Source organism: Ureibacillus sp. GCM10028918 (assembly GCF_042666115.1).
Taxonomy (GTDB): Bacteria; Bacillota; Bacilli; order Bacillales_A; family Planococcaceae; genus Ureibacillus.
The window spans coordinates 39,928-64,069 of the sequence record NZ_JBHTFK010000041.1; the positions used below are offsets into that span (position 1 = coordinate 39,928).

Consider the following 24,142-nt stretch of genomic DNA (forward strand, 5'->3'; position numbering starts at 1 on the left):
TATGGATAAGATAGAAACACGTCATTCAGTTAAACTGAATGACGCTTATGAATTATTCTACAACGAACCATTTTTTCTTAAGCTCGTCTACTTTTCCTTCATCAATCAGCTCTTGAATGACTTTGTCGAATTCAGCCTTTAATGGACTACCTTCTTGTAATACAACTGCTTTGAAATCTGGCTCTTCCACTTCGATTGGGAATGCTGCTAAATCATCATTTTGCTTTAGATAATTTTCAGAAACGATATTTTCAATGACTGCAGCATCAAGACGTCCATTTTTCATTTCTTGAATAAGCTGTGGAATTAAGTCACGGCTTTCAGCTGTAAAACCATGTTCAACTGCAAATTCTTCTGCTAAGTCCAATTGGATAGAAGCTACTTGCGCACCAACCACTTTACCTTTTAAATCTTCCATAGAAGTAATATTACTTTCTTTCAGTGATACCATATATTGCTCTGTTTCATAGTAAGGAATTGAAAAATCAACTACTTGATCGCGCTCTTCAGTTGGTGTCATACCAGAGATAACAAAATCAAATTTATCTGCCTGCAGACCAGGAATCAAACTGTTGAAATCACTGTTTGTAAATTGCAATTCATAGCCTAAACGTTCAGCAATTAAATTAGCTAAATCAATATCAAATCCAATAATATCTTCGCTTACTTTCGTGTCGACAAACTCAAATGGTGCATAATCTGCAGATGTTCCTACACGCAATACTTTCGCTTCTTCTGTTGTTGAATCGGAACTTGAATCCGGCTCTGTACCTGTTGAACCTGTTGATGTTTCGTTTTTTGCTGTACCGCAAGCTGCTAAAATACCAATCACTAATACTAGCATGAATAGAAATACTTTATTCTTCATTGTTATTTTTCTCCTTTATCAATCATTTATTGTTCTTCTATATATCGTTGAATCGCTTTTTCAAGCATGGCCAATCCATCATCTATTTGTTCTTTTGTAATTGTTAGCGGAGGAATCATACGAATTACTTCGCCTAAATTTCCGCATAGATAGAACAAGACACCTTCTTCTAGTGCATAATCGAGAATTTTCATAACAGCTTGTCCATCAAGTTCGCCGGTCTTGGGATTTGAAATTTCGATTCCAATCATTAAACCTGCTGAACGAACATCACTAATTACTGCATATTTCTCTTTTAATTTAAGCAGTTGCTCCCTTGCATAGGCACCAACCACTTTTGAATTTTCTACAAGATTTTCTTCATGGAATATTTCCAATGTTGTAAGTGCAACTGAACAAGCAATAGGATTCCCGCCAAAAGTGGTACCGTGCGTTCCCAATGGCCATTTTTTCATTAATTCCTTTGAAGCAACCGTTGCGCTTAAAGGCAAGCCAGATGCAATTCCTTTCGCAATGGCCATAATATCGGGCGTTACCCCAAAATATTGTGCAGCAAACCATTCTCCAGTTCGTCCAAAACCAGTTTGAACTTCGTCGAAAATTAATAAAATGCCATGTTCATCACAAATCTCACGGACCTTTTTCACCCAGGCTTTTGGTGGAATTATGTAACCACCTTCACCAAGTACCGGCTCCATAATGACACAGGCTACTTCTTCAGGTGTCACTTGATGCTGGAATAAACGTTTAAAGTCTCTTTCAAGTTGTTCTACGCAGAAAACTTCCGGGTCCATTCCTTCTGGGCAGCCTTTAATATCTGCGTATGGGATTTGATAGGATAAATGCGATGGCTGCAAGAATTTTCGATATTTACTTTTTGAAGTGGTAACTCCTAAAGCCCCCATAGAGCGACCGTGGAAACATCCTGTGAATGACACGACATAAGGACGTTTTGTTACAAACTTCGCAAGTTTCAATGCACCTTCGATTGCCTCTGTTCCACTGTTTGCAAAGAAAAAGCAATCCAGATCCCCTGGTAGTACTTTACCCAATTCATCAGATAATCTTAAGATGGATTCGTACATAATAACGCCAGAAGGACCATGTACAAGATGATCTGCAGCATCTTTAATACTTTGAACAATTTTTGGATGACGATGACCAGTGTTTGTTACTGCTATTCCGGATGTGAAATCCAGATACTGCTTTCCATCAGCGCCATAGTAATAGCAGCCTTCTTCCTTAACAACTGGAATATTCGGATGATCTTTCGCCATGCTTGGCGCTAGATAGTTTCCCATCTCATCGTATAAATCAAGCCAGTTACTCAATTTCTGTTCCCCTCTTTCTAAGTTGTCTGTTATCAAAAAATTATTATATTTATATATCTATGTATTTCAAAAGTTTTAACATTTATATATATTACTACCCATTGCATAATTATGCAATGGCAATTTTAGAGAAAATACTTCATATAGGCAAAATAAATCTCACTTTTTTAACAATTGGCGCTTAGTTGTCATTAAAAGTTTATGTAATCTAATGATTGAGCTTTATTAGTTACTACTAATATAGTTTATAGAAATAATTACCTATTCAGAAGAAAATTAAAAAGCCCGCTACTTCCTTTTATAGTAGCGAGCTAAACTCCAGGAATTTTCTTCAAGCGATAATCTTTTTAAATTGATTGCAAGCTTCTATCCCATGCAATCGCTTCGTTCGTGATGGCTTCCCAATTTTTTGACTGAAGCCATTCTTTTTTAATCAGGTCACTGCCTGCTCCTACAATTTGGGCTCCGGCTTCTAAATACGATTTTGCTGTATCTAGGTTTATGCCGCCAGTCGTCATCATTTGGATATGTGCTAATGGCCCTTTTACATCCTTTATAAACTTTGTTCCAAGGGATGAAGCTGGGAAAAGCTTGATCATTTCGGCTCCTGCACTATAGGCAGTTTGCATTTCTGTCGGTGTAAAAACACCCGGGATTACCGGAATTTGATGTTCAATACATTTCTTTACAACATCCACATTTAATGAAGGCGAAACGATAAAGTCGGCACCTGCTGCGATTGCCTTTTCACAGTCTTCCATTGTTAAAACTGTTCCTGCACCTACTAATAAATCCCCATCATTTTCCAGCTTCACTTCACGAATCATCTCGGCAGCATTTTCTGAATCCATTGTAATTTCGATTGCTTTTATGCCCCCGTCCTTTAATGCCTTTGCAAGTTCTTGGCATAGTTCGTAGGGTACTTTTCGTAACACTGGTATTAACCGAATGTCTTGTAATTTACTGTACATCGTACCATCTTCCTATCGTTCGATTTTTTCACGCGTTCCTAAAAACACTTCAACATCTTCTAAATAGGGTAGCCCCTCATTATCGCCCTCTACTTGCACAACCATAGCCCCTACAGCATTCGCTAATCTAATCGATTCTTCTACTGACCAATTTTGTATAATGCCATAAAGAAAAGCCGCATCAAATCCATCACCAGCACCAACTGTATCGACAACCTTATTGACTTTAAAGCCTGGTACTTCGTTTAATCTATTATTCTCTAAATAGAAAGCTCCCTTTGCCCCATCTTTTACGATAATATGCTTTAACTCATAGTTTTGAAGGGCCTGAATAATTTCCACTTCATTTTTAGTTTCAAATAAAATTTCTAACTCCTCACGACCAGTCAGTAAAAAGTCGACATATGGCAGATAGGTTAACAGCGTTTCTCGTGCTTGCTCTTTAGACCAAAGTTTCAACCGTATATTCGGATCTAAAGAAACTTTTACACCATACTGTTTCGCAACTTTTAGCGCTTGTAAAATGATTTGGCGATTTTGTTCAAGAATCGCAGGGAATACTCCTGTGACATGTAAAATTTTCGCCTCTTTAATATAATCAATTGGCAGCTCTTCAACCTTTAACGTTTCCGTTGGGGACTTATGACGGTAATAGAATGTTTTACTATCTCCTGATGCATGGATTTCCTTGAAATTTAGCGATGTTGGATAGTTTTCTATTAGCTTAACTTCCGATACATCAATCCCTTCCCCACGGACCGTATTAAGAATATGCCGCCCAAACTCATCTTTTCCAAGTCGGCTAATCCAACCTGTTTTCAATCCTAAACGTGCACAACCAATGATTACATTTAATTCCGCTCCGCCAATTTTCCTTTTGAACTCATCAACATAGCGTAATGGACCTTTAACAGATGGGTCAAATGTAATCATGCCGTCTCCAATTGTAATAATATCCATATCATTAACCCTCACTCATATCGATTTAACGGCCCATCCAGCCTCCGTCTACTACTAGGACATGGCCTGATACATAATCCGATGCACGGGATGCCAAAAATACAGCTGTCCCTGCTAAATCATCTGCCTGCCCCCAACGCCCTGCCGGAATGCGTTCCAAAATGGATTTATTGCGTTCTTCATCGTTGCGAAGTGCCTCCGTATTATTCGTCGAAATATAGCCAGGGGCAATGGCATTCACTTGTACTCCACGTGATGCCCATTCGTTTGCTAACGCTTTTGTTAATCCTGCAATTGCATGCTTGCTTGCTGTATAACTCGGTACATTAATTCCTCCTTGGAACGACAATAAGGAAGCAATATTAATAATTTTTCCTGCGCCATTGTTAATCATTTGATTACCAATCGTTTGGCAAAGCATAAATGCGGAATTGATATTGACATCCAGTACACGATTCCATTCCTGAACGTTATGCGCTGCTGCTGGCTCACGATAGATGACGCCTGCATTATTGACTAAAATATCAATCTGGTATTTTTCCAATATTGGCGCAAGCTTCGTCCCTAGATTGTCAACATCGCTAAGATCAATTAGAAATGTTTCAGAAGTGCCTTGTACCTTGGCAATTTGCTCCTGCGTATCCTGCATATTATCTTGGTGACCAACCAATAGTAAATGGGCACCTGCTGCTGCTAGCCCGACCGAAATTGCTTGCCCAATCCCTGTACGAGCACCTGTTACAAGTGCTGTTTTCCCTTTTAGTGAAAAATAGTCAAGCTGAAAACTCATGAATCCTCTCTCCATTCCTAATTAGATATCGATCGACCGATCACCGATTGAATATTTCCTAAATGCTATCTACCTAACCAGCCACCATCGACTGCAATCGTAAAACCATGTATATAATCTGAAGCGCTCGATGCTAAAAAGATGACAGCACCTTGCATATCTTCTCCTGTCCCCCAGCGTCCTGCTGGAATACGATCCATGATTTGGCGACTTCTCACCTCATCATTGATGAGTGCTTCATTCATGTCTGTTGCCATATAACCTGGTGCAACACAATTTACATTGACACCTTGGGATGCCCATTCATTTGCCAAGGATTTAGTAAATTGCATAACCGCCCCTTTACTTGCTGCATAGGCTGGTACAGTAAGTCCACCTTGAAAGGATAGCAAGGAGGCTACATTTATAATCTTGCCGCTACCTCGTTCCAGCATTGGCTTTCCGAAGACTTGGCACAAGCTAAAAACGGCGTTCGCATTTACATTCATTACATAATTCCAATCTTCTTGGGGAAATTCCACTGCCGGGTGTCGCTTCTGTACCCCGGCGTTATTCACGAAAATATCAATCTTCCCAAACTTTTCTTCTATTATATATAGAAGCTCTTTGTGCTTTTCTATATCGCCAATGTCAAAAGCAATCGATACGGCTTTTCCACCAAACTTCTCCAGCTCATTTACAACTTCCGGACATTCTGCTCTTGAGATAATTGCTACATTAGCCCCCGCTTCTGCCAAGCCAAGAGCAATTTCTTTCCCTAATCCGCGACTGCCGCCTGTTACGACTGCATTCTTACCAGTCAAATCAAATAATCGGTGCATGAATTTCCTCCTAGAATGCGTACAAAACTTTTATCGCATTTGTTGGTGTTGTAAGTAATTCGAAACCTTCCATTGCCTGTTCCGGGCTTAGTACATGCGTAATAATTTCCGAAAACTGAGGAACTTTATTGATTAAATCAAGAGCCAGCTCAATATCGCGTTTTGTATAGACACGAACAAACTGAATCGATAATTCCTTAAACATGCCCTGAATCAGATTCATTTCAGTTGGTTTCTTATAAGCCGCTACAATCACAATCGTTCCCTGTACTTTTACGATTTCGGTTACTTGCCTTAAAACACTTGGATGACCTGCGCAGTCAAATACATAGTCAATTCCTGCATGATCCGTCATTTTGGCCAGCTCATTTTCTACATCATCTTTCATTGAATGAAGTGTCACAAACCCTAATTCCTTTGCTTTTTGCAGACGAAGTTCATTCGCTTCTATGACAATGACTTCTGATGCTCCATAGGCTCTTAGTGTTAAAGCTACACACAAACCGATTGTTCCGGCACCATATACTACCGCGCGATCCCCTACCAGAAACTTTGCCGTTCGAACTGCATGTACTGCTACCGCTATAGGTTCAGAAAGTGCACCAAGCTCCAACGATACGTTATCCGGTAATGAAATCACTTTATCTGCCTCTACCGCTACATATTCTGCCATTCCACCATCAACATCAATCCCTACTAATTTCAAATCCTCGCACACATGAGATTGCCCTGTGCTGCATGGAATACAAGTCCCGCAACTAATCAAAGGATTAACCGTCACTTTTGTTCCAATTGGGTATTTCGGATGTTCGCTTTCGATTGTTGCCGAAAATTCATGCCCCAGAATAAGGGGAGCTTGTGCACGAGGATGTGTACCCGCAAAGATATTTAAATCTGTACCACAAATCCCTGCATAAGCATTTTTTAATAATACATAACCTTGAGGAACATTCGGTTCGCTTACTTCTCTGCATTGAACTGTATTCGGTGCCGTGTAAAAAATCGCTTTCACGCTTTTATCCCCCTTTATAAAATTGCCCTGTGCGTTAAAAGAAAAGCGACCAAAAGTAGTTCTTACAAAATACCTTTGGACGCCTTTTATTGCTATTTAATAAGTCCAAATACCTTTGGTAACCATAGTGAAAGTTCCGGAACATACGTTACGATCAATAGAACCACAATCGTTACTGCAAAAAATGGTATCAATGGGCGGATTACTTGTTCGATTTTCAATTTCGCTACACGGGCTCCAACAAATAGAACAGGTCCTACCGGCGGAGTAATTGTACCAATACTTAAGTTGAAAACAACCATGATTCCAAAATGTACTGGGTCCATACCAAACTGTGTAACGATTGGTAAGAAAATAGGGGTAAATATTAAAATAGCTGGTGTTGGATCCATGAACGTACCTACTATTAATAGAACGATATTCATGATAATTAAAATCACGATCATGCTATCCGTAAATCCTAATAGCGTGTCAGCAATTAATTGTGGAATGCCTGTGAAAGACATCACCCACGACATAATTGTGGAAACTCCAATCAAGAAGATAACGATGGCCGTTGTACGCGTTGATTCCATCAAGATTCTAGGTAAATCTTTTACTTTAATCGTTTTATATAAAAACGAAAGCAACAATGCATACACTACCGCTATGGCCGAACCTTCCGTGGCTGTAAACGCACCGTAAATGATTCCGCCAATTACAATGAAGATTAAAAGCAGTGATGGAATCGCATCGATGAAGACCTTTAATGCAATATTAAATGGAACTTTTTCATTTCCTTTATAGCCCTTACGTTTTGCTATCACATAAGCAGCAACCATACATGCAAGTCCCCATAAAATCCCCGGAATATACCCTGCCATGAAAAGGGCCGCAATCGATGTTCCACCACTTACTAAAGAAAATACGATCAGTGTATTACTTGGTGGAATCAACATACCTGTTGGTGCAGATGCAATATTGACAGCGGCACTAAAAGCACGGTCGTATCCTTCTTTTTCTTGCATAGGAGCCATTGTCGAGCCTACAGCCGCTGCAGCCGCAACACCTGATCCAGAAATGGAACCGAACATCATATTGGCTAATACATTTGTTTGCGCCAATGACCCAGGCATACGTCCTGATAGTACTTTTGCACAATTTACAAGACGCATCGCAATTCCACCGTTATTCATAATCACTCCAGCCAGAATAAAGAATGGAATGGCTAGCAGTGTAAATGAGTTCATTCCCGTAAACATTCGCTGCGCTGATGTTTGAACCGCATTCGCCGGATCCAGCATGGAAAACATCGCAAGCATTGAAGCAATCCCGACACTAATACTAATAGGTGCACCGATTATAAGAAAAAACGCTACCCCCGCAAATAAAATTAAACCTGCCAAACCTGCTGACACCATCTGTCAGACCTCCCCTCTTGTCATTACATAATTTCCAGTGGTTTTTTATGTTTCAAAATAAAGTAAATATTGTAAATGCAATAGAATATAACGATACCTCCACAAATTGGCATTACTGAATACAAATAGCCAACCGGTATATGTAAAGCAGCGGACATTTGTGCCCAGGCTAATTTTGTTATTGCTAAACCACCGGATAATAATACAAGAGCAGAGAAAGCAATAATGCTTAATTCTATAAATATTTGAACGGCCATTTTAAATTTCTTTGGTAAAGCATCCTGAATAAATTCGATCCGCATATGCCCATTTTCTCCAAAGACAAATGCTGCACCAAACAGTACTAACCAAACAAAACAATACTTTGCCAGCTCTTCTGAAAAAGTACTTGGATTGTTCAAGATAAAACGCGTGAAAACTTGCCACGTCACTAGGACAACTAATGCGCCGAATAACACGACGCATATAGTTGATAATGTCCTATCAAGCAATTTTTTGACTGTTTCCATAGAAATTATCACCTCTTATTTCGCTGCTTCACGAACTTTATCGTATAACGCTTTAGCATTTTCAGACGCTAATTTCTCTTGTACAACTGACTCAGTAGCTTGACGGAACAGTTCAACATCCACTTCGTTGAATTTTGCCCCAGCAGCTTCTGCATCTGCAATGGCTTTTTGTACATCTTCTTCCCACATGACAACTTCACGATCAATCGCAGTCGCTAGTTCTTCTTTAAAGATTTGTTGATGTTCTTCACTCATGCCATCAAATAAGTTCGAGTTGATCAGTAGGTAGTCCGGGAACATTAAGTGCTTTGTATAAGAATAGTAAGGTGCGATTTCAGCATGTTTAAGGTTTGAATAAATAAGTTCGTTATTTTCCCCACCATCAATTACGCCGGATTGAATTGCTGTATATACTTCACCTTGGCCCATTGGTGTACCTGTACCGCCCATTTGTTCCATCATTTTAATATTTGTATCCGACTCAATAATACGAATCTTTAATCCATTTAAATCTTCTGGTGTATTAATTGGTTTTTCGCTGTTATATACGTTACGTACGCCTGAGTGGAATGCACCAGCTATAAATAATCCTTGATCCTTCAGTGAAGAATATAAATCTCCCACTACTTCTTGATCATTTAATACTGACATCTGATGTTCTGCTGACTCAAATACATATGGCAAGTTAAATACGGCAAAATCTTCGTTGAAGTTTTCTAGTAAACTACCAGCAACGATTGACATCTGGATTGTTCCAGTTTGCACTAATTCAATCGTTTCACGTTGTGCACCTAGTAATTCGTTCGGGAAAATATCAATTTCGTATGCCCCATTTGTACGCTCTTTAAATTTTTCGCCAAACTCTTCCATCGCTTTATATTGTGGATGATTTTCCGGCTGGTTAAAGGCAACTTTCAACACTTGTGTTTCTCCGTTTGAAGTTCCCTCTGCATCTGCATCAGTTGTTTCCTCCCCGCCACAAGCTGCCAACATAGCTAACACAAATCCCATAACCCCTAAAAATAGTAATTGCTTGAATGATTTTTTCATCTTGGTCCCCTCCAATATGAGTTTTATATTAAATTTTATTAACAGGATAATGAAGCCCTTCATTCTTCACATATCTAACTGCTTCCTGTGCAACTTTTCTCTTTAACTCCTGCGCTGCTTGCTCCGAATACCAAGCCATATGCGGTGTAACAATAAATTGCTCCAGTGCTAGCAACGGAGAGCTTGAATCAATCGGCTCCTTTACCGCCACATCTAAAGCTGCACCCGCAATTTTGTTTGCTGCGAGAGCTTCATATAAAGCTTCTTCGTCGACAATGCCTCCCCGTGAAACATTGATTAAATAACTTGTCGGCTTCATTTTTTCAAACACATTTCCATCAAACAAATTCATCGCTTGGTCTGATGGGCAGTGAATCGAAATAATATCTGCTTGCTCAATAAGCTGCTCAAAATCTACAAATTCAATGAACGATAAACTAGAATCATAGTTTTTCTTGTCTGCCGAAATATCATAGGCAATTACTTTGCAGCCCAGTGCCTGAACTTTTTTGGCAAATACAGAACCAATCCGCCCAACACCGACAATTCCAACAATCTGTTCACTATGTCGATAGATTGGGATACTAGCTTGATAATCCCATTCACCGTTTTTCACCAAACGGTCCATTTTCGATATTTTTCGTGTAAGCGCTAGCATTAATGCCAATGCATGATCGGCAACTTCATGCGTTCCGTAGTCAGGAACATTACAAATTTGAACGCCGTATTTTGTTGCCGCTTGCAAATCAATATTATTAACCCCTACACCATAACGAACAATCAATTTCAGATTAGGCAGCTTTGCGAAAACCCTTTCATTAAATGGGGCGTACTGATTAATAATGACAGCTGCTTCTTGGCAATTTTGAATTAAATCATCTTCTGTTTGATTTTGTTGTAATTCAAATAGAACATTATTTTCTTTAAAAATACTTTGCTCTATCTCAATATCAGCATGATCACAGTCGGAAATAATTACTTTCATTTTTCATCACCTATCTACTGTCTATTTCAAATCCTTCATTGCTACGTGGTCCATATCATCAAAATCCAGGTTCTCTCCGCACATTCCCCAAATAAACGTATAATTTTTTGTACCAATTCCGGAGTGAATCGACCAGCTAGGCGATAAAACCGCATGTTCATTTGCTATCACGATATGACGAGTTTCGTTTGGTTGCCCCATTAAGTGAAATACGCGTGTGTCTTCTTCCATATCAAAATAGAAATAGACTTCCATACGACGTTCATGTGTATGACATGGCATTGTATTCCAGCCACTGCCTTCTGCTAGCACCGTCATCCCCATACTTAGCTGACAAGTTTCCAATACATCCGGATGAATATACTGATTAATGACACGGTTATTCATGTTACTATCAGTTCCCATAGGTCGTTTAATGGCCTTTTCTTGGTCAATTTTTACGGTTGGATATTTGGCATGTGCCGGGCAGCAATTGATATAAAATTTTGCTGGATTACTAGAGTCAACAGATTCAAAATATAACTCTTCTGTTCCCCTGCCAATATAGAGTGCTTCTTTGTGATCAATGTCGTAAGTATCTCCATCACAGACAATACGTCCAGGACCACCAATATTAATAACGCCCATTTCTCGTCGTTCCAAGAAATACTTTGCTGCTAGTTCTTTTCCAGCATCCAGCGTCACCTTTTGGTCGATCGGATAGATGCCACCATAAATAATTCGATCTACATGGCTATAACTCAATGTCCCAACATTCTCGACAAACAGTTTTTCCATTAAAAATTCTTCACGTAATTTTTCAGTCGTGTAATGTTTCACATCTTCAGGGTGATGTGCATAAATGATCTTCATTATTTTTCCCCCTTTAGTTAAAGAAAGCGCTGTCAGAAATATTTATGTTCCACAATGTAGAACAACGTTCCAATTCATAAATATTATATGTGCTAAAATTTATAATTACAAGAAGAATTTAATTTTTCTGTGAATTGTAATAACATTTATTAACTTTTTGAGATATCATTTACAAATCAATACTTTTTCGAATATGATTGTTAAAGGCTACGAATTTTTTAGAAATGGTGGAGAAACAAAATGGCAACTGTACAATCTATTGAACGTGCTTTTATCATATTAGAACATTTATCTGAGCACCCAAACGGTATGCAAATTACAAAATTAGCATCGGATACGAACTTATCGAAAAGTACGGTTCATCGCTTACTTTCCACACTCATCGAGTTGCAATATGTAAGAAAAGATAGCATTACAGAACGCTATTACCTTAGTTATCGCGCGTTATATCTAACACGTAATATTTTGAGCAATTCGAGTTTGATCACTGTTGCTAGACCTTTATTAGAAAACCTAGTGAAGGAAATAAACGAAACCGTGCATTTATGCGTAGAAGAAAACGAAGAAGTCGTATACGTGGACAAAATTGAAAGTAACCAAACCATACGCATGTATTCACGTATAGGTAGTCGAGCTCCTATGTATTGCACTGGTGTCGGCAAAATGATGTTATCAGGAAAAGATGAACACTCTTTACAGGAAGTTATCTCTAGAATAGAATTTACAAAACGCACCAACTACACCATTTTGACGCCCACCGATTTACTTCAGGAAATTTCGAATATACGTAATTCCGGTTATTCACTCGACAATATAGAAAACGAAGAAGGCATCCGCTGTATTGCCGCGCCGATCTATGATTTTAGCGGAAAAATCATCGCAAGCTTCAGCATATCGGGTCCAAGCACGCGGGTTACAATGGAAAGAATTGAACAAGAATTAGCTGAAAAAATATTAAATACTTCAAGAGCGATTTCTTCTCGACTTGGGTATGTACAATAAGAGCAAAACGGGATGTTTGAACATATAAAAAAAAGGATATTACGTTTGAGTTGGACTCTGAACGTAATATCCTTTTTTACATTATAGTCTTGTTAATCCCTTAGATTTTAAACTGACGAATAAGCGTTTGAAGGTCTTCAGCTAAACTTGCCAGTGCTTGGGAAGAAGAAGTAATCTCTTCCATTGAGGCAAGTTGTTCCTCTGTTGCTGCCGTAACCGATTGTGTACCAGCTGCTGTTTCCGTTGCCACTTCGCTGACTTCTGTAATTGTTTGGTTGACAAAGTTTGTACCTGTTAACAGCTTCTCCACATTGGCTTTAATATTGTCGATTTGTGGAACAGCCTCAGATATAACGGATTCAATCTCGCCAAATGTATTTCCGGCAACCTGAACCACAGACATTCCTTGTTTCACTTCACCAGTTGCATCATCCACCATCTTCATCGTTTGGTCCGTATCCTGTTGGATGGCTGAAACGAGTTGAGAGATTTGTCGTGCTGAACGGGCAGATTCTTCTGCGAGCTTACGAACCTCATCTGCCACAACGGCAAACCCTTTTCCGTGTTCTCCTGCTCTAGCGGCTTCAATCGCTGCGTTCAGTGCCAGAAGATTTGTCTGTGCTGCAATACCCGTAATCACTTCAATAATTTGCCCGATTTCTCTCGAGCGATTAGAAAGTTCACCAAATGAATCAACTAAAGAGCGAACTGTCTGATCAATAAATTGCATCTGACTGTTTACTTCGTTAATCACTTTTCTTCCTTCAGAGGATAATCGTGATGCCTCATTTACCGTGTTTGACACTGCTTCAGTATTTCCCATCACCTGTTGCGTATCATGATTGATCTGTTCAATTAGATTCGTACTTTCTTTAATACTATCTACTTGGTTTTCAGCCCCCACAACAAGTTCTTGGGCTGTTTCGGATATATGCTCACTTGCTCTTGTGCTTTGTTCCGCACTGGCACTTAGCTCCTCAGAAGCAGCCGCAACTTGTTCAGAAGTGTTTCCTACAGTTCGAATAACGGAATTGACACCCTCCACCATTTTATTGAATGAGAGATTTAACATGCCGATCTCATCTTTGGATTGGTAATCTCCTTTTACGGTAAAATCACCATTTTCCACTATACCTAATAATTCTTGAATTTTTCTTAGCGGCTTTGTTATCATTCTTGCGATTACTAAGCTTACCGTAATTGTAATGATTATAGCCAAAATAATTGTAATAATGACAAGTAATCTTGCGTCATCCGCAGTTTTATTCACTTCATTAAAAACTTGCTCGGATCCCTCATTATTCGAAGTTTCGAGTTCTGTAAACAGTTCGTTGATTGCCACCCGTTTTGGCTCTAATTCATTTTGAAACACTTGATAAGCTTCTTCATTTCTATTTTTCATGGCTAAATCTCTTACTTTGTTCCGAATAAGATTTTGCTCAGTATCCATTGAGATGAGTTTATCAAGTTGATTTTCCACTTCACTTGGCAGTGGCATTGAAGCTAATTGGTCAAAATAAGTTGACGTTTGATCGATGTTTAAATCAACCTGTTCATTAAGTTCTCTATTTCGCTCAGGGTCCTTCGTTATCAATAACTCTAACAAATACGCATTTATCGCACGGTTATTGATACTAATCCCGCTAAGTAGTAAACTTGGCTTTAGCTGCTTATTGTACAGAGTATCAACATTATCTGAAGCACCCGAAAGACTTTTTATACTTACAAGTCCTAATATTACCAGTGAAATTGTAAATATAGATATTAATAAAATCAGTTTCTGTAATACCTTTAAATTTCTTAAAAACCTCATACCCACTTCTCCTCATTGTTTCATGATAACGCTCTTTGTACTCGAAGCACCAGTCCGGCAAATAGCAGTTATATGATTATATTTCGGCAGAAATTTTTATTAATTTAGTATTTTATTGATAAAATATTATGGAGAACACTTCAAGTCCCTGGATATATTTAACTATTGTTATTTGAACTATTTCAAGGGGTATGGTGCTGAGGCAATACATAAAATATCTATTTTATAAAGTTATTTGAATAGCAAAAATTTACAACTTTCTTCATAATAAAAAGCTGCTTCCAAATTAGACTAGGAGCATCTTTACATTTCAAAACTATTATATATTTTACCAAAAAATCAAGAAATCATTCTCTTATATTTTCAATCCAGAAGTTCAAATTCATTAATTTACTTTTTTAAATTCAGAATCGGTTTCTCTAATGATAGCTTGCAAATCTTTAGTGGTTTTACTAAACCATTTTGTTCTTATTATAACCTCCATTAGGTATTTTTTCCCATTAAAAGCCTGTACATTTAAAATACTTAATATTAGAGCAGACAAAGCTCATAATTCAGTATAAAAAAGTCGCCCAAAGGATTGGCGACTAAGCATTCAAATTTCACTTCAATTTATGAAAAGCTAATAAACTGAAAGAAAGATTCCCCTCCAATCATTCTTTCTTTCTAGGTAATAAGATTGTAATCTTAGTTCCAATCCCTTCTTCACTCTCTAAAGTGAAGGAGGCTTTTTTTATGAGTTTGAGTTTTTTAAAGGGGTTCGTGAATCCTACACGTGAATTTCTGCCATTAAATAATTCAGTCTGTTTTTCTTTTGAAATTCCGATACCGTCATCTTCAATTACTATTTGTACGTATTCTTGAATTTGAGTAATAGAGAATCTAATCGTTCCCACAGCTCCCTTTTTACCGATGCCGTGTTGGACCGCATTTTCAACTAATGGCTGTATTGTCATTAACGGGATGGTCACATCTGCAGATTCATCTATATCATAAATAATTTTTAATCGATCGCCAAAGCGCATTTTTTCGATTGCCAAATATGCTTGAACTAGTTCTAATTCATCCTCTAGCGGAACTAGTGAACGATAACTATTAAAATCAAGTTTTGCACGAAAATAGGTAGCTAAATATGTAAGTGCCTCTCTCGTCTGACTTGAATCTACATAGGTTAGTCCAATAATTGTTTGCAGCGTATTATATAGAAAATGTGGCTTGATCTGTGAATAATACATGGTCAGTTCGTTTACGAGAGATTCTTTTGAAGAACTTTTCATCGATAGAAGAAACTCGACACGCACCTTTAATTCATCCAGAATCAGTGGCTTTTGCAAGAATTCATTTGCACCAATTTGCATGGAATAAAGCAAATCAGATAACTGTTCAGCTGCAGTTAAGATGATTACAGGAAGTTCAAATAAATCAAAGTTCTCCCTCAATAACTTGCACACTTCGAATCCCGACATATTGGGCATCATTAAATCGAGAATAACCAAATCAACTTCTCGATCCTTAAGAATTTCTAAGGCACACTCCCCGTTATCCACTGCTATGACAGTATAGCCTAATGAAACGATCATATCCTTTAGTATAAGTAAATTGGGATGTTCATCATCCACTACTAGAATCGTATAATCCCTATTACCTTCGACTATTACAGGAAAATCGTATTCTTTCGGTAAATTATTAACCCCTTCTAGTTGGAGAGAACTTATACCAAGATTAGAAGTTACTTTTTCTTCATGTTCATCCTCCGCCAATGGAAGGGTAAAGGTAAAGCATGTCCCTTTTCCAAAAGTTGATGTAACCGAAATATCGCCACCTGAAAGTTCTACCAATTCTTTAGCAATACTCAACCCTAGGCCAAGACCTTTGCTTTTATTTCCGTAATTTGATTCCACTTGATAGAAAGAAGCAAAAATCCGGTTTAGATTTTCTTCCTTAATGCCAATTCCGGTATCCGTTACAGAAATATACATTTTATTCTCTTTTACTTTTGCTGCAACGGTGATTTCTCCAACCTCAGTATATTTAATACTGTTGTGGATGAGATTCAATAGTATTTGCTTAAGCCTATTTTCATCAACATATATCTTTGGCAAAGAGGCATCCGTCTTATTGATTAATCTGACAGATTGCGGATCTGGAAGTACATACGACATTTTCTCCAGAATATCCCCAACAACTTGAAGTGAAGTAGGTGCAGGGGAATGTGTAACTTCCCCTTTCTTGATATTGCCGGCATCGAGTAGGGTTTCGACTAGACTAGCCAACCTTCTGCTAACATTGTGAATAAGTAGTATACTTTCTTGCTGCTCTTTCTTTAATGGTCCTGAACGCCCTTCCAATACTGATTTGGATAGATTCAAAACCACATGTAAAGGTGTCCTAAGTTCATGTGAAGTCTTGACCAGGAATTCATCCTTAAGAGAGTCGAAATGCATCAGCTCCTTGGTCAGTTCATCCACCTTGTTATACGCCTGCTGGGATCGGTAACTGATTAAAGAAGATAAGCTGATTGCAATAACTAAGAATAGAAAGACCGGAGCCCACCCAAACTCAACGTCAAATAAAAAATTGACTCCCAATAATATCCCATAGCAAGCAAAAGAAACAACAACATTGATGATGTATTGCATGCCTTCCATCTTATTGATGAATGCTTTAATAAGGATGACTAAAACATAAATATAGGCAAGTGCTAAAGCTGCTACGATAAAAATAGATATATTAAAAATCGGAAATATACTTGATAAATCAATGGGCTGAAAAGGACCTAATAGAATAGACTGCATTACAAGAATTATGGAAAGAATCACTACTATCTTCTTATTGGCATAATGTTTAAAAAAGCAATACATAAATAATAAAAAGAATAGTACGGATAGATGAATTGACATCAACTGGAGCTGCAGCAGTAGGTTTTGCCCAATCGTAGGCAGTACCAAGAGCAATACTCTTTCATTAATAGCCGATATGTAAAACCCTTGCAGCAAACAGAAAATACTAAAATAGAGCTCATACATATTTTTTCGCTGCTGCAAATAAGATACGATATAAAGTATCGAAAGTAATAGATATCCAGAAATTACAATGGAATCTAACATCTTATATAAATCCCGATCAACCAGGACATTCTCGGTTGGGCCAAATTTAATAGGTCGCGTTATTCCTCCCGTTGCAACTTTAAAGCTGGATACATGTATAACCAACTCAATCTGCTTAGAACTACTACTAAAAAAGGCATTATATCCAGAATTATCGAATTCACTCTTTCTATCAGCAACATTTCCACTGCTCCCTACTACACTTCCATTTACATACATCTTGCTTGCATAAGCAATCATCCCCGCCTTTACGCCAAAGTTGCCCTCGGAGGGGAGCTCTATAAGGAGGCGATAAGTTCCATAAGGTTTTTCCTTGGTTCCATAATCGTCCCATTTGCCTGGCACTTTAATGAGCTGCTTTTCATCACGATATGCTTCAAAAGCCGAACGATCTGTATCAGGTTCGATAAAAACCCCTGCGTAGAATTCCCACTCCCCATCTAACTCTACTAGCTCTTGTTTCTCGAAGTTTACATCACTTAAATCCATCAACCCGTTTTGAGCAAGAGGCTGTCCGGAATCTTTCCAATAGTACACATGGATCCCATAAAAAACAGTGAACAAAACAAGCATTACGGAAAAAATTAGCGTTAATATTCTTTTCATCATACACCTTCAACATTTTATAGTATTAGAAAACGAAACTAGATAATATTCTACAAAGTGTCTATGAAGTTCTTCTAGATTCCTAGAGTAGACCTCTGCATAAGTAGGGACAAAATTCCTGTTTGTAGAAGAAACACCCTTTTTTAAGTATTTAAGTTTATTAATGATGGATTTTTTTATATAATAAGATATATTTTCCATTATATATAAATCCTTACAACTTAGTAATATATACATAAAAAAATGTGTTCTAAAAGGGGTAAAATCATGACTCGAGTGGTTCTTGTTGATGATGAGGAGTTCGCTCTTATATCTTTAGAGAAAATACTGGAAGACTTTCCCGAAGTAAACGTATTAGCTAAATATAATCATTACGAAGAACTTCTATTATTTTTGAAGAAGGAAACAATAGATGTAGTTTTTCTCGATATTGAACTGGGAACAATAAATGGATTAGACTTGGCGAAAGATATTTTATCAATCCAGCCATCCATTCAAATTGTATTCGTTACTGCTCATTCACAATATGCGGTACAAGCCTTTGAACTGAATTCAATTGATTACTTGCTGAAACCTATCTCATTCAAACGATTAGAAAAAACAATTTCAAGGGTTACCGAAAAAAAACTGCAGCCGAATATCCATAACGGCACAGTCAAAAGCGCTCCATTAGTTATACAGTGTCTACATGAATTTCAAGTGTTTCAGAATAACCAACCCATAGCATTTAAAACAGCAAAAGTAAAAGAACTGCTTGCCTACCTTTTTACACATAGAAACACCTACATTCATCGTGATTTATTGATAGAAAATTTATGGCCGGAGCAAGAATACAAGAAGGCAAAGACTAATCTGCATACATGCATCTCCCATTTACGAAAATTATTTAGTGAAATAGGATTTCAAGATTGCATAACATTTTCGAACCAAAGTTATTCTCTAACTTTAGAAAAATATGAATGTGATGCCGCTACTTTTTATGAGGTAGCTTCGAATTATAGTAAAGTGGATGACACAAATATCAAAGTGATAGAGAAAACGATTCGTTCGTATAAAGGTCATTATTGCGAAATAAATGGGTATGTATGGGCTGCTGAAAAGTCCGCAGAATTTCATATTTTAATGTCTTCACTGCTGAAAAAAACAATCCAATATATGCGAATGGTTGATCCAGCAAAGGCAATCGCCTATTCCCAACTATATTTAAAGCTAAATCCTTATTCGGATGAAATCGTAAATAGCATGATGGACTTGCTAGTTGCAATGGGCAGTCACTCGGAGGCAATCAAAGTCTTTCTCGATTATCGACAATTATTGAACGATGAACTAGGAATACAGCCTAATAAACAGCTCACTGAATTTTATAAATCTCTGTCAACAACTTCAAAAAACGTTCCAGTTTAATATGAATGACTGGAGCGTTTTTATTATATTCCGGAGACAATTCTATTTTTTAATACCTTTCAAGAATTACCCTAAAAACAGTATAGACAAAGCCATTGTCGACTTTGTCTACACACTGAACTCTTGCTGAACAAGAGTTTTTATACTGTTGGAAACTAATATTTCTAAATAGGATGATCCAGAGGTCCCCCAATCTGAATAATTATTATTTATTAGACAATTACCGCATTTTCAGGAGCGTTGACCATTTTATTATGATGTCGGCCAATTGGTACGACAGACGGAGAATCCGAAACCGGATCTTCAATGACTCTACAATTCAAATTGAAAATGTCTTTAATCAATGAACTTGTAATCACTTCCGATGGTGCCCCTTCGGCTACAAGCTTCCCTTTATGCAGTGCAAAAATATGGTCAGCATAACGTGCGGACAAGTTGATATCATGAAGCACCATCACAATCGTTGTTCCATATTTTCGATTTAAATCTGTCAGTAAATCCAATATTTCTACTTGATACGTAATATCCAAGTAAGTGGTAGGCTCGTCAAGGAAAAGGATGTCTGTTTGTTGGGCTAGTGCCATGGCAATCCAGACACGCTGTCTTTGCCCACCGGAAAGTTCATCAATATTGCGATCGGCAAATTCCGTAATATTCATGATGTCCATTGCTTCTGCAACAGCTTCGTAGTCTTGCTTTGACCAACCTTTCATAAACGTATGATGCGGAAATCTGCCTCTTCCAACTAAATCTGCCACTGTGATTCCTTCAGGTACGATTGGTGATTGCGGCAGAAGCCCCAATACACGAGCTAAATGTTTGGGCGGGATTTTATGAATTGGTTTTCCATCTAAACTGATTTGCCCGGAAGTCGGTTTGATTAACCGAGCCATCGTTTTCAATAGCGTTGATTTTCCGCATCCATTGGCACCAATGATAATGCTGATTTTATTGCTCGGTATCGCAATGCTGATATCGTGCAAGATGGTTTTTTTATCGTATCCAGCAGTGATGCTTTCGGCTTGAAACGTATGTGTTGGTTTCATTATAAGTCTCCCTTTCGATTGATTCGAATTAATAAGTAAATCAAGTAAGGTGCACCAAGAATACCAGTGATGACGCCAACAGGGTATCTAGCAACAAAGGCAAATTGTCCGATAAGGTCCGATGCTAATACTAAAATAATCCCTATCAGACCGGCTGGAAGGATATTTGAAAACCCGACACCAACTAATCTTTTTGCGATGGGTCCAGAAAGGAATGCAACAAATGCGATGGGCCCGGTTGACGCAGTAGCCAACGCAAGTATCAGCACCGAGCTGACAATTAGTATCAGCCTTGTCTTATTCGTATCGACCCCAAGTGAGGTAGCCGCTTGTTCCCCCAACTCCAGCATTTCTAATCGTTTACCAAAGAAAAGGATGATGGGCGTAAAAAGCAACACTATAATGACAAGTGGAAAAAGAGTTTCCATCTTCGCCCCATTTAAGCTGCCGCTTAGCCATCTCATTGCAGCAGGAAGGTCGTTCTCTTGACCAATCAATAATAAATAATTAATATAAGCCGTCAGCATCGCCTGTATCCCGATACCGATCAAGATCAATCTCCCTATTGAGAAGGAAGATCCTTTCGACAAAGCATAAATCACGAGGACAGTTGTAAGTCCACCAATGACAGAGGCAATCGAAATAACGGTAGTACTAGCCTGCAGCACAATGATGCAAAAAACAGCAGCTGCACTGGAACCAGCTGTAATCCCTATGACATTTGGGTTGGCTAGCGGATTTCTAAGCATCGTTTGGAAGATATACCCTCCCACACCAAAAGCAAAACCAGCAAATACACCGGCAATCATTCTAGGCAAGCGGATTGTTCCGACCGCAAAGGATGCCCCTTTGACATCTCCTCCCATTAGAACGCGAAAGACATCTTCTACTGGATAGATGGTGTTTCCCAGCATGAGCATAGTAAAGCAAAGTGCCAATGAAATCACGGCTAACACAGAGGTCATAATGATAAACCGACGTTGTCTTTTCAGCCTGGAATCCATAATGGAATGTATAGTTTCATTTATCATCATAATGCACGAATTTTCGCTTTCATAGTAATTAAAATCAAGATAGGCGCCCCAACAAATGCGGTCACAATACCGACCTCCAGCTCACCCGGACTGCCAAGAAGCCTTCCAAGCACATCGGACACGGTTAAAATAATCGCACCAGTAAGCGCGGACATTGGGATAATATAACGCAAATCCGGTCCGATCAGTAATCGGATGACGTGTGTTGCAAGTAGACCGATAAAGCCAATTGGACCTGCCAATGCTGTTGCAGCACCACATAAAAGGACAGCACCAAGAGCAGCAAAGAGACGTATCGTGCCTGTTCGCACACCTAACCCCGTAGCAACTTCATCACCCAATGCGAGTGCATTTAAGGCTGGCCCAGTAAAAATGGCAACGAGGAATCCGATAACTAAAAAAGGAACAAATGTTGTAATCGAATCCCAACTTCCTGATCCAACACTACCTACCTGCCAAAATCGAAATTGGTCCATCACATTGGAACGCGGTATCATAACAGCTACGACCAACGACGAAAGAATCGCGCTGGTAGCAGCCCCTGCCAAAACAAGTTTAAGAGGCGTAGCACCGCCACTCCCCATGGAACCAATCCCAAATACAAAAATCGAAGTAAGGATTGCCCCTACAATCGCAAGCCAAATATATTCATTAGCCGAACTGATATTGAAAAAGGCAATCCCGCAAACGACAAAAAGGGATGCTCCTGTATTGACCCCTAAAATACTTGGATCGGCAATCGGATTTCGAGTTACGGATTGCATTAACGCTCCGGAAACACCAAGTGCCGCACCACACATCAAACAAAATATCGTTCGAACAATTCTTTGCCGAACCACATTGGCCTCATGGGACAGAACGTCTGGATGGAATAAACCATCCATCAAATCTGCCCAACCAACCATGCGAGAACCAAATGCAAGCGAAGCTAAAATGCACACACCAAGCAATAGTAATAAGGGTATGAGAACTCTTAGTAAATTACGCGGAAGATGCAACTGTTTTTTTTCTGAAACGGATAAATTGTTCATGTTAGTTCAGCTTTTTTGCAACTTCTGAGATCAGCGTTAAGTAATCGTCAATTGTATATTCAATTGATAATGAGCTTGGCGTACCAGCTGCCGCAAGTGGCGTATTGTCTTCAATGACTACGACTGCACCGTTTTTAATGGCAGGCACACTTCCAAGAATCGGATCAGCTTGAAGTGCTTTTAATGTATTGTCATCACCGTATGTTACGAAAATTTCTGCATCGCTAAGAGCATCTGCATTTTCAGCACTTAACTCGATATAGAAGCTTTCTGAATCAGCAGTTTGTTCTTTAAGGCTTTCCGGATATTCCATGCCTAGTTCCTCAAGGAATTCACCACGAGGATCGGCTGGTGTATAAATGTAGAACTTCGATAAATCCGTCGCATTGAACATAGCAAATGCAGCTTTTTTCCCTTTCATTTCAGGGTGTTCATTGGCCTTATCTTGAATTAACTTTTCTGTATCAGCAATTAGTTGCTGCCCTTCTTCTTCCATTCCCATAGCCATTGAGTTGTATGTAATTTGGTCACGCCAAGTAGCTACCCATGGAGTCTCTTGATAAGCAACGACTGGAGCAATTTGACTTAACGTATCATACTCTTCTTGTGTAATACCTGAGTAAGTAGCAAGAATGACATCCGGATCTGAATCAGCAATCGCTTCAAAATCCAAACCGTCAGTATCTTGGTAAACGTTTGGATTTTCTTCACCAAGTTCTTTTAACTTTTCCGCAGTCCAAGGAAGCATACCCGTATCATCTTGCACACCATAGTTGGCAGCTGAGAAACCGACAGGCACAACACCAAGAGCAAGTGCCACATCATGGTTTGACCAGGCAATTGTCGCAATACGTTCAGGCTTTTCTTCAATTACCGCTTCCCCTAAAGCATGTTTAATAACGATTGGATATTCTGTTGCTGTTTCTTCCGTATCTGTGGTTGTATCTGTTGTTTCTGATTCAGTTGCTGCACTATCTTCTGTGCTTGATTCCTGATCTGAACAAGCAGCAAGTGCAAGCGAAAGAATCGAGATTAATAATAAGGTTAAAAATGAAAAATGTCTTTTTGACTTCATTTAAAATTCCACTCCTAAGTTTTAATTGATAATGATTATCATCTTCATTGATACTATATCCCTTGTAAGGATTAGTTGTCAATATATTATTTTTGTTTCCAGATTTGTAGGGTGAGCGGATTGATGGGGATCCTCATGGAAAAAGGAAGCCTGCTTGATTTTGCTTGGCTTCCTTTACTAATTAATAATGAGGGCTCGTAAACAAAAAACTAAAATCTATTTTTAGCTCCATCCTTCAAACACACCTGATTCACTCTTTTTTATTTATTTCTCCGCATGTCAGATTTCCCTTTTAATAATTTTCTAACACGCTTTTTATACCTACAAAATGGAAGATTGACAAGAAAATAGAATTGGGATAAATTTGTGTTAACTAAATTACTTTTTAAGTTAACATAAAAAGGAGGAATGTGTTAGTGAGTACTGTACCAAAGACACTACCAAAAACAAGCGTAGTAGATTTAGTGTATTGTGG

20 protein-coding genes are annotated in these 24,142 nt (G+C 38.5%); 2 read left to right on the plus strand and 18 right to left on the minus strand.

Annotated elements, in window-relative coordinates:
- Nucleotides 1-52: 52 nt before the first annotated feature.
- From ACFQU5_RS19465 to kduI, 12 genes are all read right to left on the minus strand, one after another.
- A complete protein-coding gene (locus ACFQU5_RS19465; protein ID WP_390291775.1) occupies nucleotides 53-868 on the minus strand; it encodes a transporter substrate-binding domain-containing protein in 816 nt (271 codons plus the stop codon).
- Nucleotides 869-894: 26 nt separating this feature from the next.
- Nucleotides 895-2,199 carry an aspartate aminotransferase family protein gene (locus tag ACFQU5_RS19470; RefSeq protein ID WP_390291777.1) on the minus strand — a complete coding sequence of 435 codons (1,305 nt, stop codon included), beginning with the start codon at nucleotides 2,197-2,199 and terminating at the stop codon, nucleotides 895-897.
- A gap of 347 nt (nucleotides 2,200-2,546) precedes the next feature.
- Nucleotides 2,547-3,170 carry a bifunctional 4-hydroxy-2-oxoglutarate aldolase/2-dehydro-3-deoxy-phosphogluconate aldolase gene (locus ACFQU5_RS19475; RefSeq protein ID WP_390291779.1) on the minus strand — a complete coding sequence of 208 codons (624 nt, stop codon included), beginning with the start codon at nucleotides 3,168-3,170 and terminating at the stop codon, nucleotides 2,547-2,549.
- Nucleotides 3,171-3,182: 12 nt separating this feature from the next.
- Complete coding sequence (locus ACFQU5_RS19480; RefSeq protein ID WP_390291781.1) at nucleotides 3,183-4,130, minus strand: sugar kinase; 948 nt, start codon at nucleotides 4,128-4,130, stop codon at nucleotides 3,183-3,185.
- Between the two features lie 25 nt (nucleotides 4,131-4,155).
- A complete protein-coding gene (gene kduD, locus ACFQU5_RS19485) occupies nucleotides 4,156-4,920 on the minus strand; it encodes a 2-dehydro-3-deoxy-D-gluconate 5-dehydrogenase KduD (protein WP_390291783.1) in 765 nt (254 codons plus the stop codon).
- 65 nt (nucleotides 4,921-4,985) lie between these two features.
- On the minus strand, nucleotides 4,986-5,741 hold the full coding sequence (locus ACFQU5_RS19490) for a glucose 1-dehydrogenase (RefSeq protein ID WP_390291785.1): 756 nt from the start codon (nucleotides 5,739-5,741) through the stop codon (nucleotides 4,986-4,988).
- Nucleotides 5,742-5,751: 10 nt separating this feature from the next.
- Nucleotides 5,752-6,753 carry a zinc-dependent alcohol dehydrogenase gene (locus tag ACFQU5_RS19495; RefSeq protein ID WP_390291787.1) on the minus strand — a complete coding sequence of 334 codons (1,002 nt, stop codon included), beginning with the start codon at nucleotides 6,751-6,753 and terminating at the stop codon, nucleotides 5,752-5,754.
- A gap of 92 nt (nucleotides 6,754-6,845) precedes the next feature.
- On the minus strand, nucleotides 6,846-8,153 hold the full coding sequence (locus ACFQU5_RS19500) for a TRAP transporter large permease (protein WP_390291789.1): 1,308 nt from the start codon (nucleotides 8,151-8,153) through the stop codon (nucleotides 6,846-6,848).
- 23 nt (nucleotides 8,154-8,176) lie between these two features.
- Nucleotides 8,177-8,662 carry a TRAP transporter small permease gene (locus ACFQU5_RS19505; RefSeq protein ID WP_390291790.1) on the minus strand — a complete coding sequence of 162 codons (486 nt, stop codon included), beginning with the start codon at nucleotides 8,660-8,662 and terminating at the stop codon, nucleotides 8,177-8,179.
- A gap of 15 nt (nucleotides 8,663-8,677) precedes the next feature.
- Nucleotides 8,678-9,712: a TRAP transporter substrate-binding protein gene (locus ACFQU5_RS19510; RefSeq protein WP_390291793.1), complete on the minus strand. Its 1,035-nt coding sequence runs from the start codon at nucleotides 9,710-9,712 to the stop codon at nucleotides 8,678-8,680.
- 28 nt (nucleotides 9,713-9,740) lie between these two features.
- A complete protein-coding gene (locus ACFQU5_RS19515; RefSeq protein WP_390291795.1) occupies nucleotides 9,741-10,697 on the minus strand; it encodes a C-terminal binding protein in 957 nt (318 codons plus the stop codon).
- Between the two features lie 21 nt (nucleotides 10,698-10,718).
- Complete coding sequence (gene kduI / locus ACFQU5_RS19520) at nucleotides 10,719-11,549, minus strand: 5-dehydro-4-deoxy-D-glucuronate isomerase (protein WP_390291798.1); 831 nt, start codon at nucleotides 11,547-11,549, stop codon at nucleotides 10,719-10,721.
- A gap of 240 nt (nucleotides 11,550-11,789) precedes the next feature.
- Between kduI and ACFQU5_RS19525 the strand changes: the two genes are divergently transcribed.
- Nucleotides 11,790-12,551, plus strand: coding sequence for an IclR family transcriptional regulator (locus tag ACFQU5_RS19525; RefSeq protein ID WP_390291800.1), 762 nt, complete (start codon nucleotides 11,790-11,792; stop codon nucleotides 12,549-12,551).
- A gap of 100 nt (nucleotides 12,552-12,651) precedes the next feature.
- Here the strand turns inward: ACFQU5_RS19525 and ACFQU5_RS19530 are convergent, their stop codons facing one another.
- Both ACFQU5_RS19530 and ACFQU5_RS19535 read right to left on the minus strand, forming a co-directional pair.
- Nucleotides 12,652-14,364 (minus strand): methyl-accepting chemotaxis protein, encoded by a 1,713-nt coding sequence (locus ACFQU5_RS19530; RefSeq protein ID WP_390291802.1) that lies wholly within the window; start codon nucleotides 14,362-14,364, stop codon nucleotides 12,652-12,654.
- Between the two features lie 653 nt (nucleotides 14,365-15,017).
- Nucleotides 15,018-18,077: a hybrid sensor histidine kinase/response regulator gene (locus tag ACFQU5_RS19535; RefSeq protein ID WP_390291804.1), complete on the minus strand. Its 3,060-nt coding sequence runs from the start codon at nucleotides 18,075-18,077 to the stop codon at nucleotides 15,018-15,020.
- A gap of 267 nt (nucleotides 18,078-18,344) precedes the next feature.
- Between ACFQU5_RS19535 and ACFQU5_RS19540 the strand changes: the two genes are divergently transcribed.
- The gene (locus ACFQU5_RS19540) at nucleotides 18,345-19,481 is read left to right on the plus strand and encodes a response regulator (protein WP_390291806.1); all 1,137 of its coding nucleotides are present in this window, start codon (nucleotides 18,345-18,347) and stop codon (nucleotides 19,479-19,481) included.
- A gap of 212 nt (nucleotides 19,482-19,693) precedes the next feature.
- Here the strand turns inward: ACFQU5_RS19540 and ACFQU5_RS19545 are convergent, their stop codons facing one another.
- The 4 genes from ACFQU5_RS19545 to ACFQU5_RS19560 are packed head-to-tail and all read right to left on the minus strand — an operon-like array spanning nucleotide 19,694 to nucleotide 23,667.
- On the minus strand, nucleotides 19,694-20,527 hold the full coding sequence (locus ACFQU5_RS19545; protein ID WP_390291808.1) for an ABC transporter ATP-binding protein: 834 nt from the start codon (nucleotides 20,525-20,527) through the stop codon (nucleotides 19,694-19,696).
- Entirely contained in the window at nucleotides 20,527-21,558 is a 1,032-nt protein-coding gene (locus ACFQU5_RS19550; protein ID WP_390292083.1) for a FecCD family ABC transporter permease, read from the minus strand. The genes ACFQU5_RS19545 and ACFQU5_RS19550 overlap by 1 nt, the downstream gene beginning before the upstream one ends.
- Nucleotides 21,558-22,592, minus strand: coding sequence for a FecCD family ABC transporter permease (locus ACFQU5_RS19555; RefSeq protein ID WP_390291810.1), 1,035 nt, complete (start codon nucleotides 22,590-22,592; stop codon nucleotides 21,558-21,560). Before ACFQU5_RS19555 ends, ACFQU5_RS19550 begins: the two co-directional genes overlap by 1 nt.
- Before the next feature lies 1 nt (nucleotide 22,593).
- Nucleotides 22,594-23,667, minus strand: coding sequence for an iron-siderophore ABC transporter substrate-binding protein (locus tag ACFQU5_RS19560; protein WP_390291812.1), 1,074 nt, complete (start codon nucleotides 23,665-23,667; stop codon nucleotides 22,594-22,596).
- Nucleotides 23,668-24,142 lie beyond the last annotated feature (475 nt).

Excerpts from the sequence above, each read along its gene's own strand:
- ACFQU5_RS19490 (WP_390291785.1), bottom strand. The coding sequence starts at position 5,741 with ATGCACCGATTATTTGATTTGACTGGTAAGAATGCAGTCGTAACAGGC.
- ACFQU5_RS19545 (WP_390291808.1), bottom strand. The coding sequence starts at position 20,527 with ATGAAACCAACACATACGTTTCAAGCCGAAAGCATCACTGCTGGATAC.
- kduI (WP_390291798.1), bottom strand. The coding sequence starts at position 11,549 with ATGAAGATCATTTATGCACATCACCCTGAAGATGTGAAACATTACACG.
- ACFQU5_RS19530 (WP_390291802.1), bottom strand. The coding sequence starts at position 14,364 with ATGAGGTTTTTAAGAAATTTAAAGGTATTACAGAAACTGATTTTATTA.
- ACFQU5_RS19540 (WP_390291806.1), top strand. The coding sequence starts at position 18,345 with ATGACTCGAGTGGTTCTTGTTGATGATGAGGAGTTCGCTCTTATATCT.
- ACFQU5_RS19555 (WP_390291810.1), bottom strand. The coding sequence starts at position 22,592 with ATGAACAATTTATCCGTTTCAGAAAAAAAACAGTTGCATCTTCCGCGT.
- ACFQU5_RS19500 (WP_390291789.1), bottom strand. The coding sequence starts at position 8,153 with ATGGTGTCAGCAGGTTTGGCAGGTTTAATTTTATTTGCGGGGGTAGCG.
- ACFQU5_RS19515 (WP_390291795.1), bottom strand. The coding sequence starts at position 10,697 with ATGAAAGTAATTATTTCCGACTGTGATCATGCTGATATTGAGATAGAG.
- ACFQU5_RS19510 (WP_390291793.1), bottom strand. The coding sequence starts at position 9,712 with ATGAAAAAATCATTCAAGCAATTACTATTTTTAGGGGTTATGGGATTT.
- kduD (WP_390291783.1), bottom strand. The coding sequence starts at position 4,920 with ATGAGTTTTCAGCTTGACTATTTTTCACTAAAAGGGAAAACAGCACTT.
- ACFQU5_RS19560 (WP_390291812.1), bottom strand. The coding sequence starts at position 23,667 with ATGAAGTCAAAAAGACATTTTTCATTTTTAACCTTATTATTAATCTCG.
- ACFQU5_RS19480 (WP_390291781.1), bottom strand. The coding sequence starts at position 4,130 with ATGGATATTATTACAATTGGAGACGGCATGATTACATTTGACCCATCT.
- ACFQU5_RS19525 (WP_390291800.1), top strand. The coding sequence starts at position 11,790 with ATGGCAACTGTACAATCTATTGAACGTGCTTTTATCATATTAGAACAT.
- ACFQU5_RS19475 (WP_390291779.1), bottom strand. The coding sequence starts at position 3,170 with ATGTACAGTAAATTACAAGACATTCGGTTAATACCAGTGTTACGAAAA.
- ACFQU5_RS19550 (WP_390292083.1), bottom strand. The coding sequence starts at position 21,558 with ATGATAAATGAAACTATACATTCCATTATGGATTCCAGGCTGAAAAGA.
- ACFQU5_RS19505 (WP_390291790.1), bottom strand. The coding sequence starts at position 8,662 with ATGGAAACAGTCAAAAAATTGCTTGATAGGACATTATCAACTATATGC.
- ACFQU5_RS19465 (WP_390291775.1), bottom strand. The coding sequence starts at position 868 with ATGAAGAATAAAGTATTTCTATTCATGCTAGTATTAGTGATTGGTATT.
- ACFQU5_RS19535 (WP_390291804.1), bottom strand. The coding sequence starts at position 18,077 with ATGAAAAGAATATTAACGCTAATTTTTTCCGTAATGCTTGTTTTGTTC.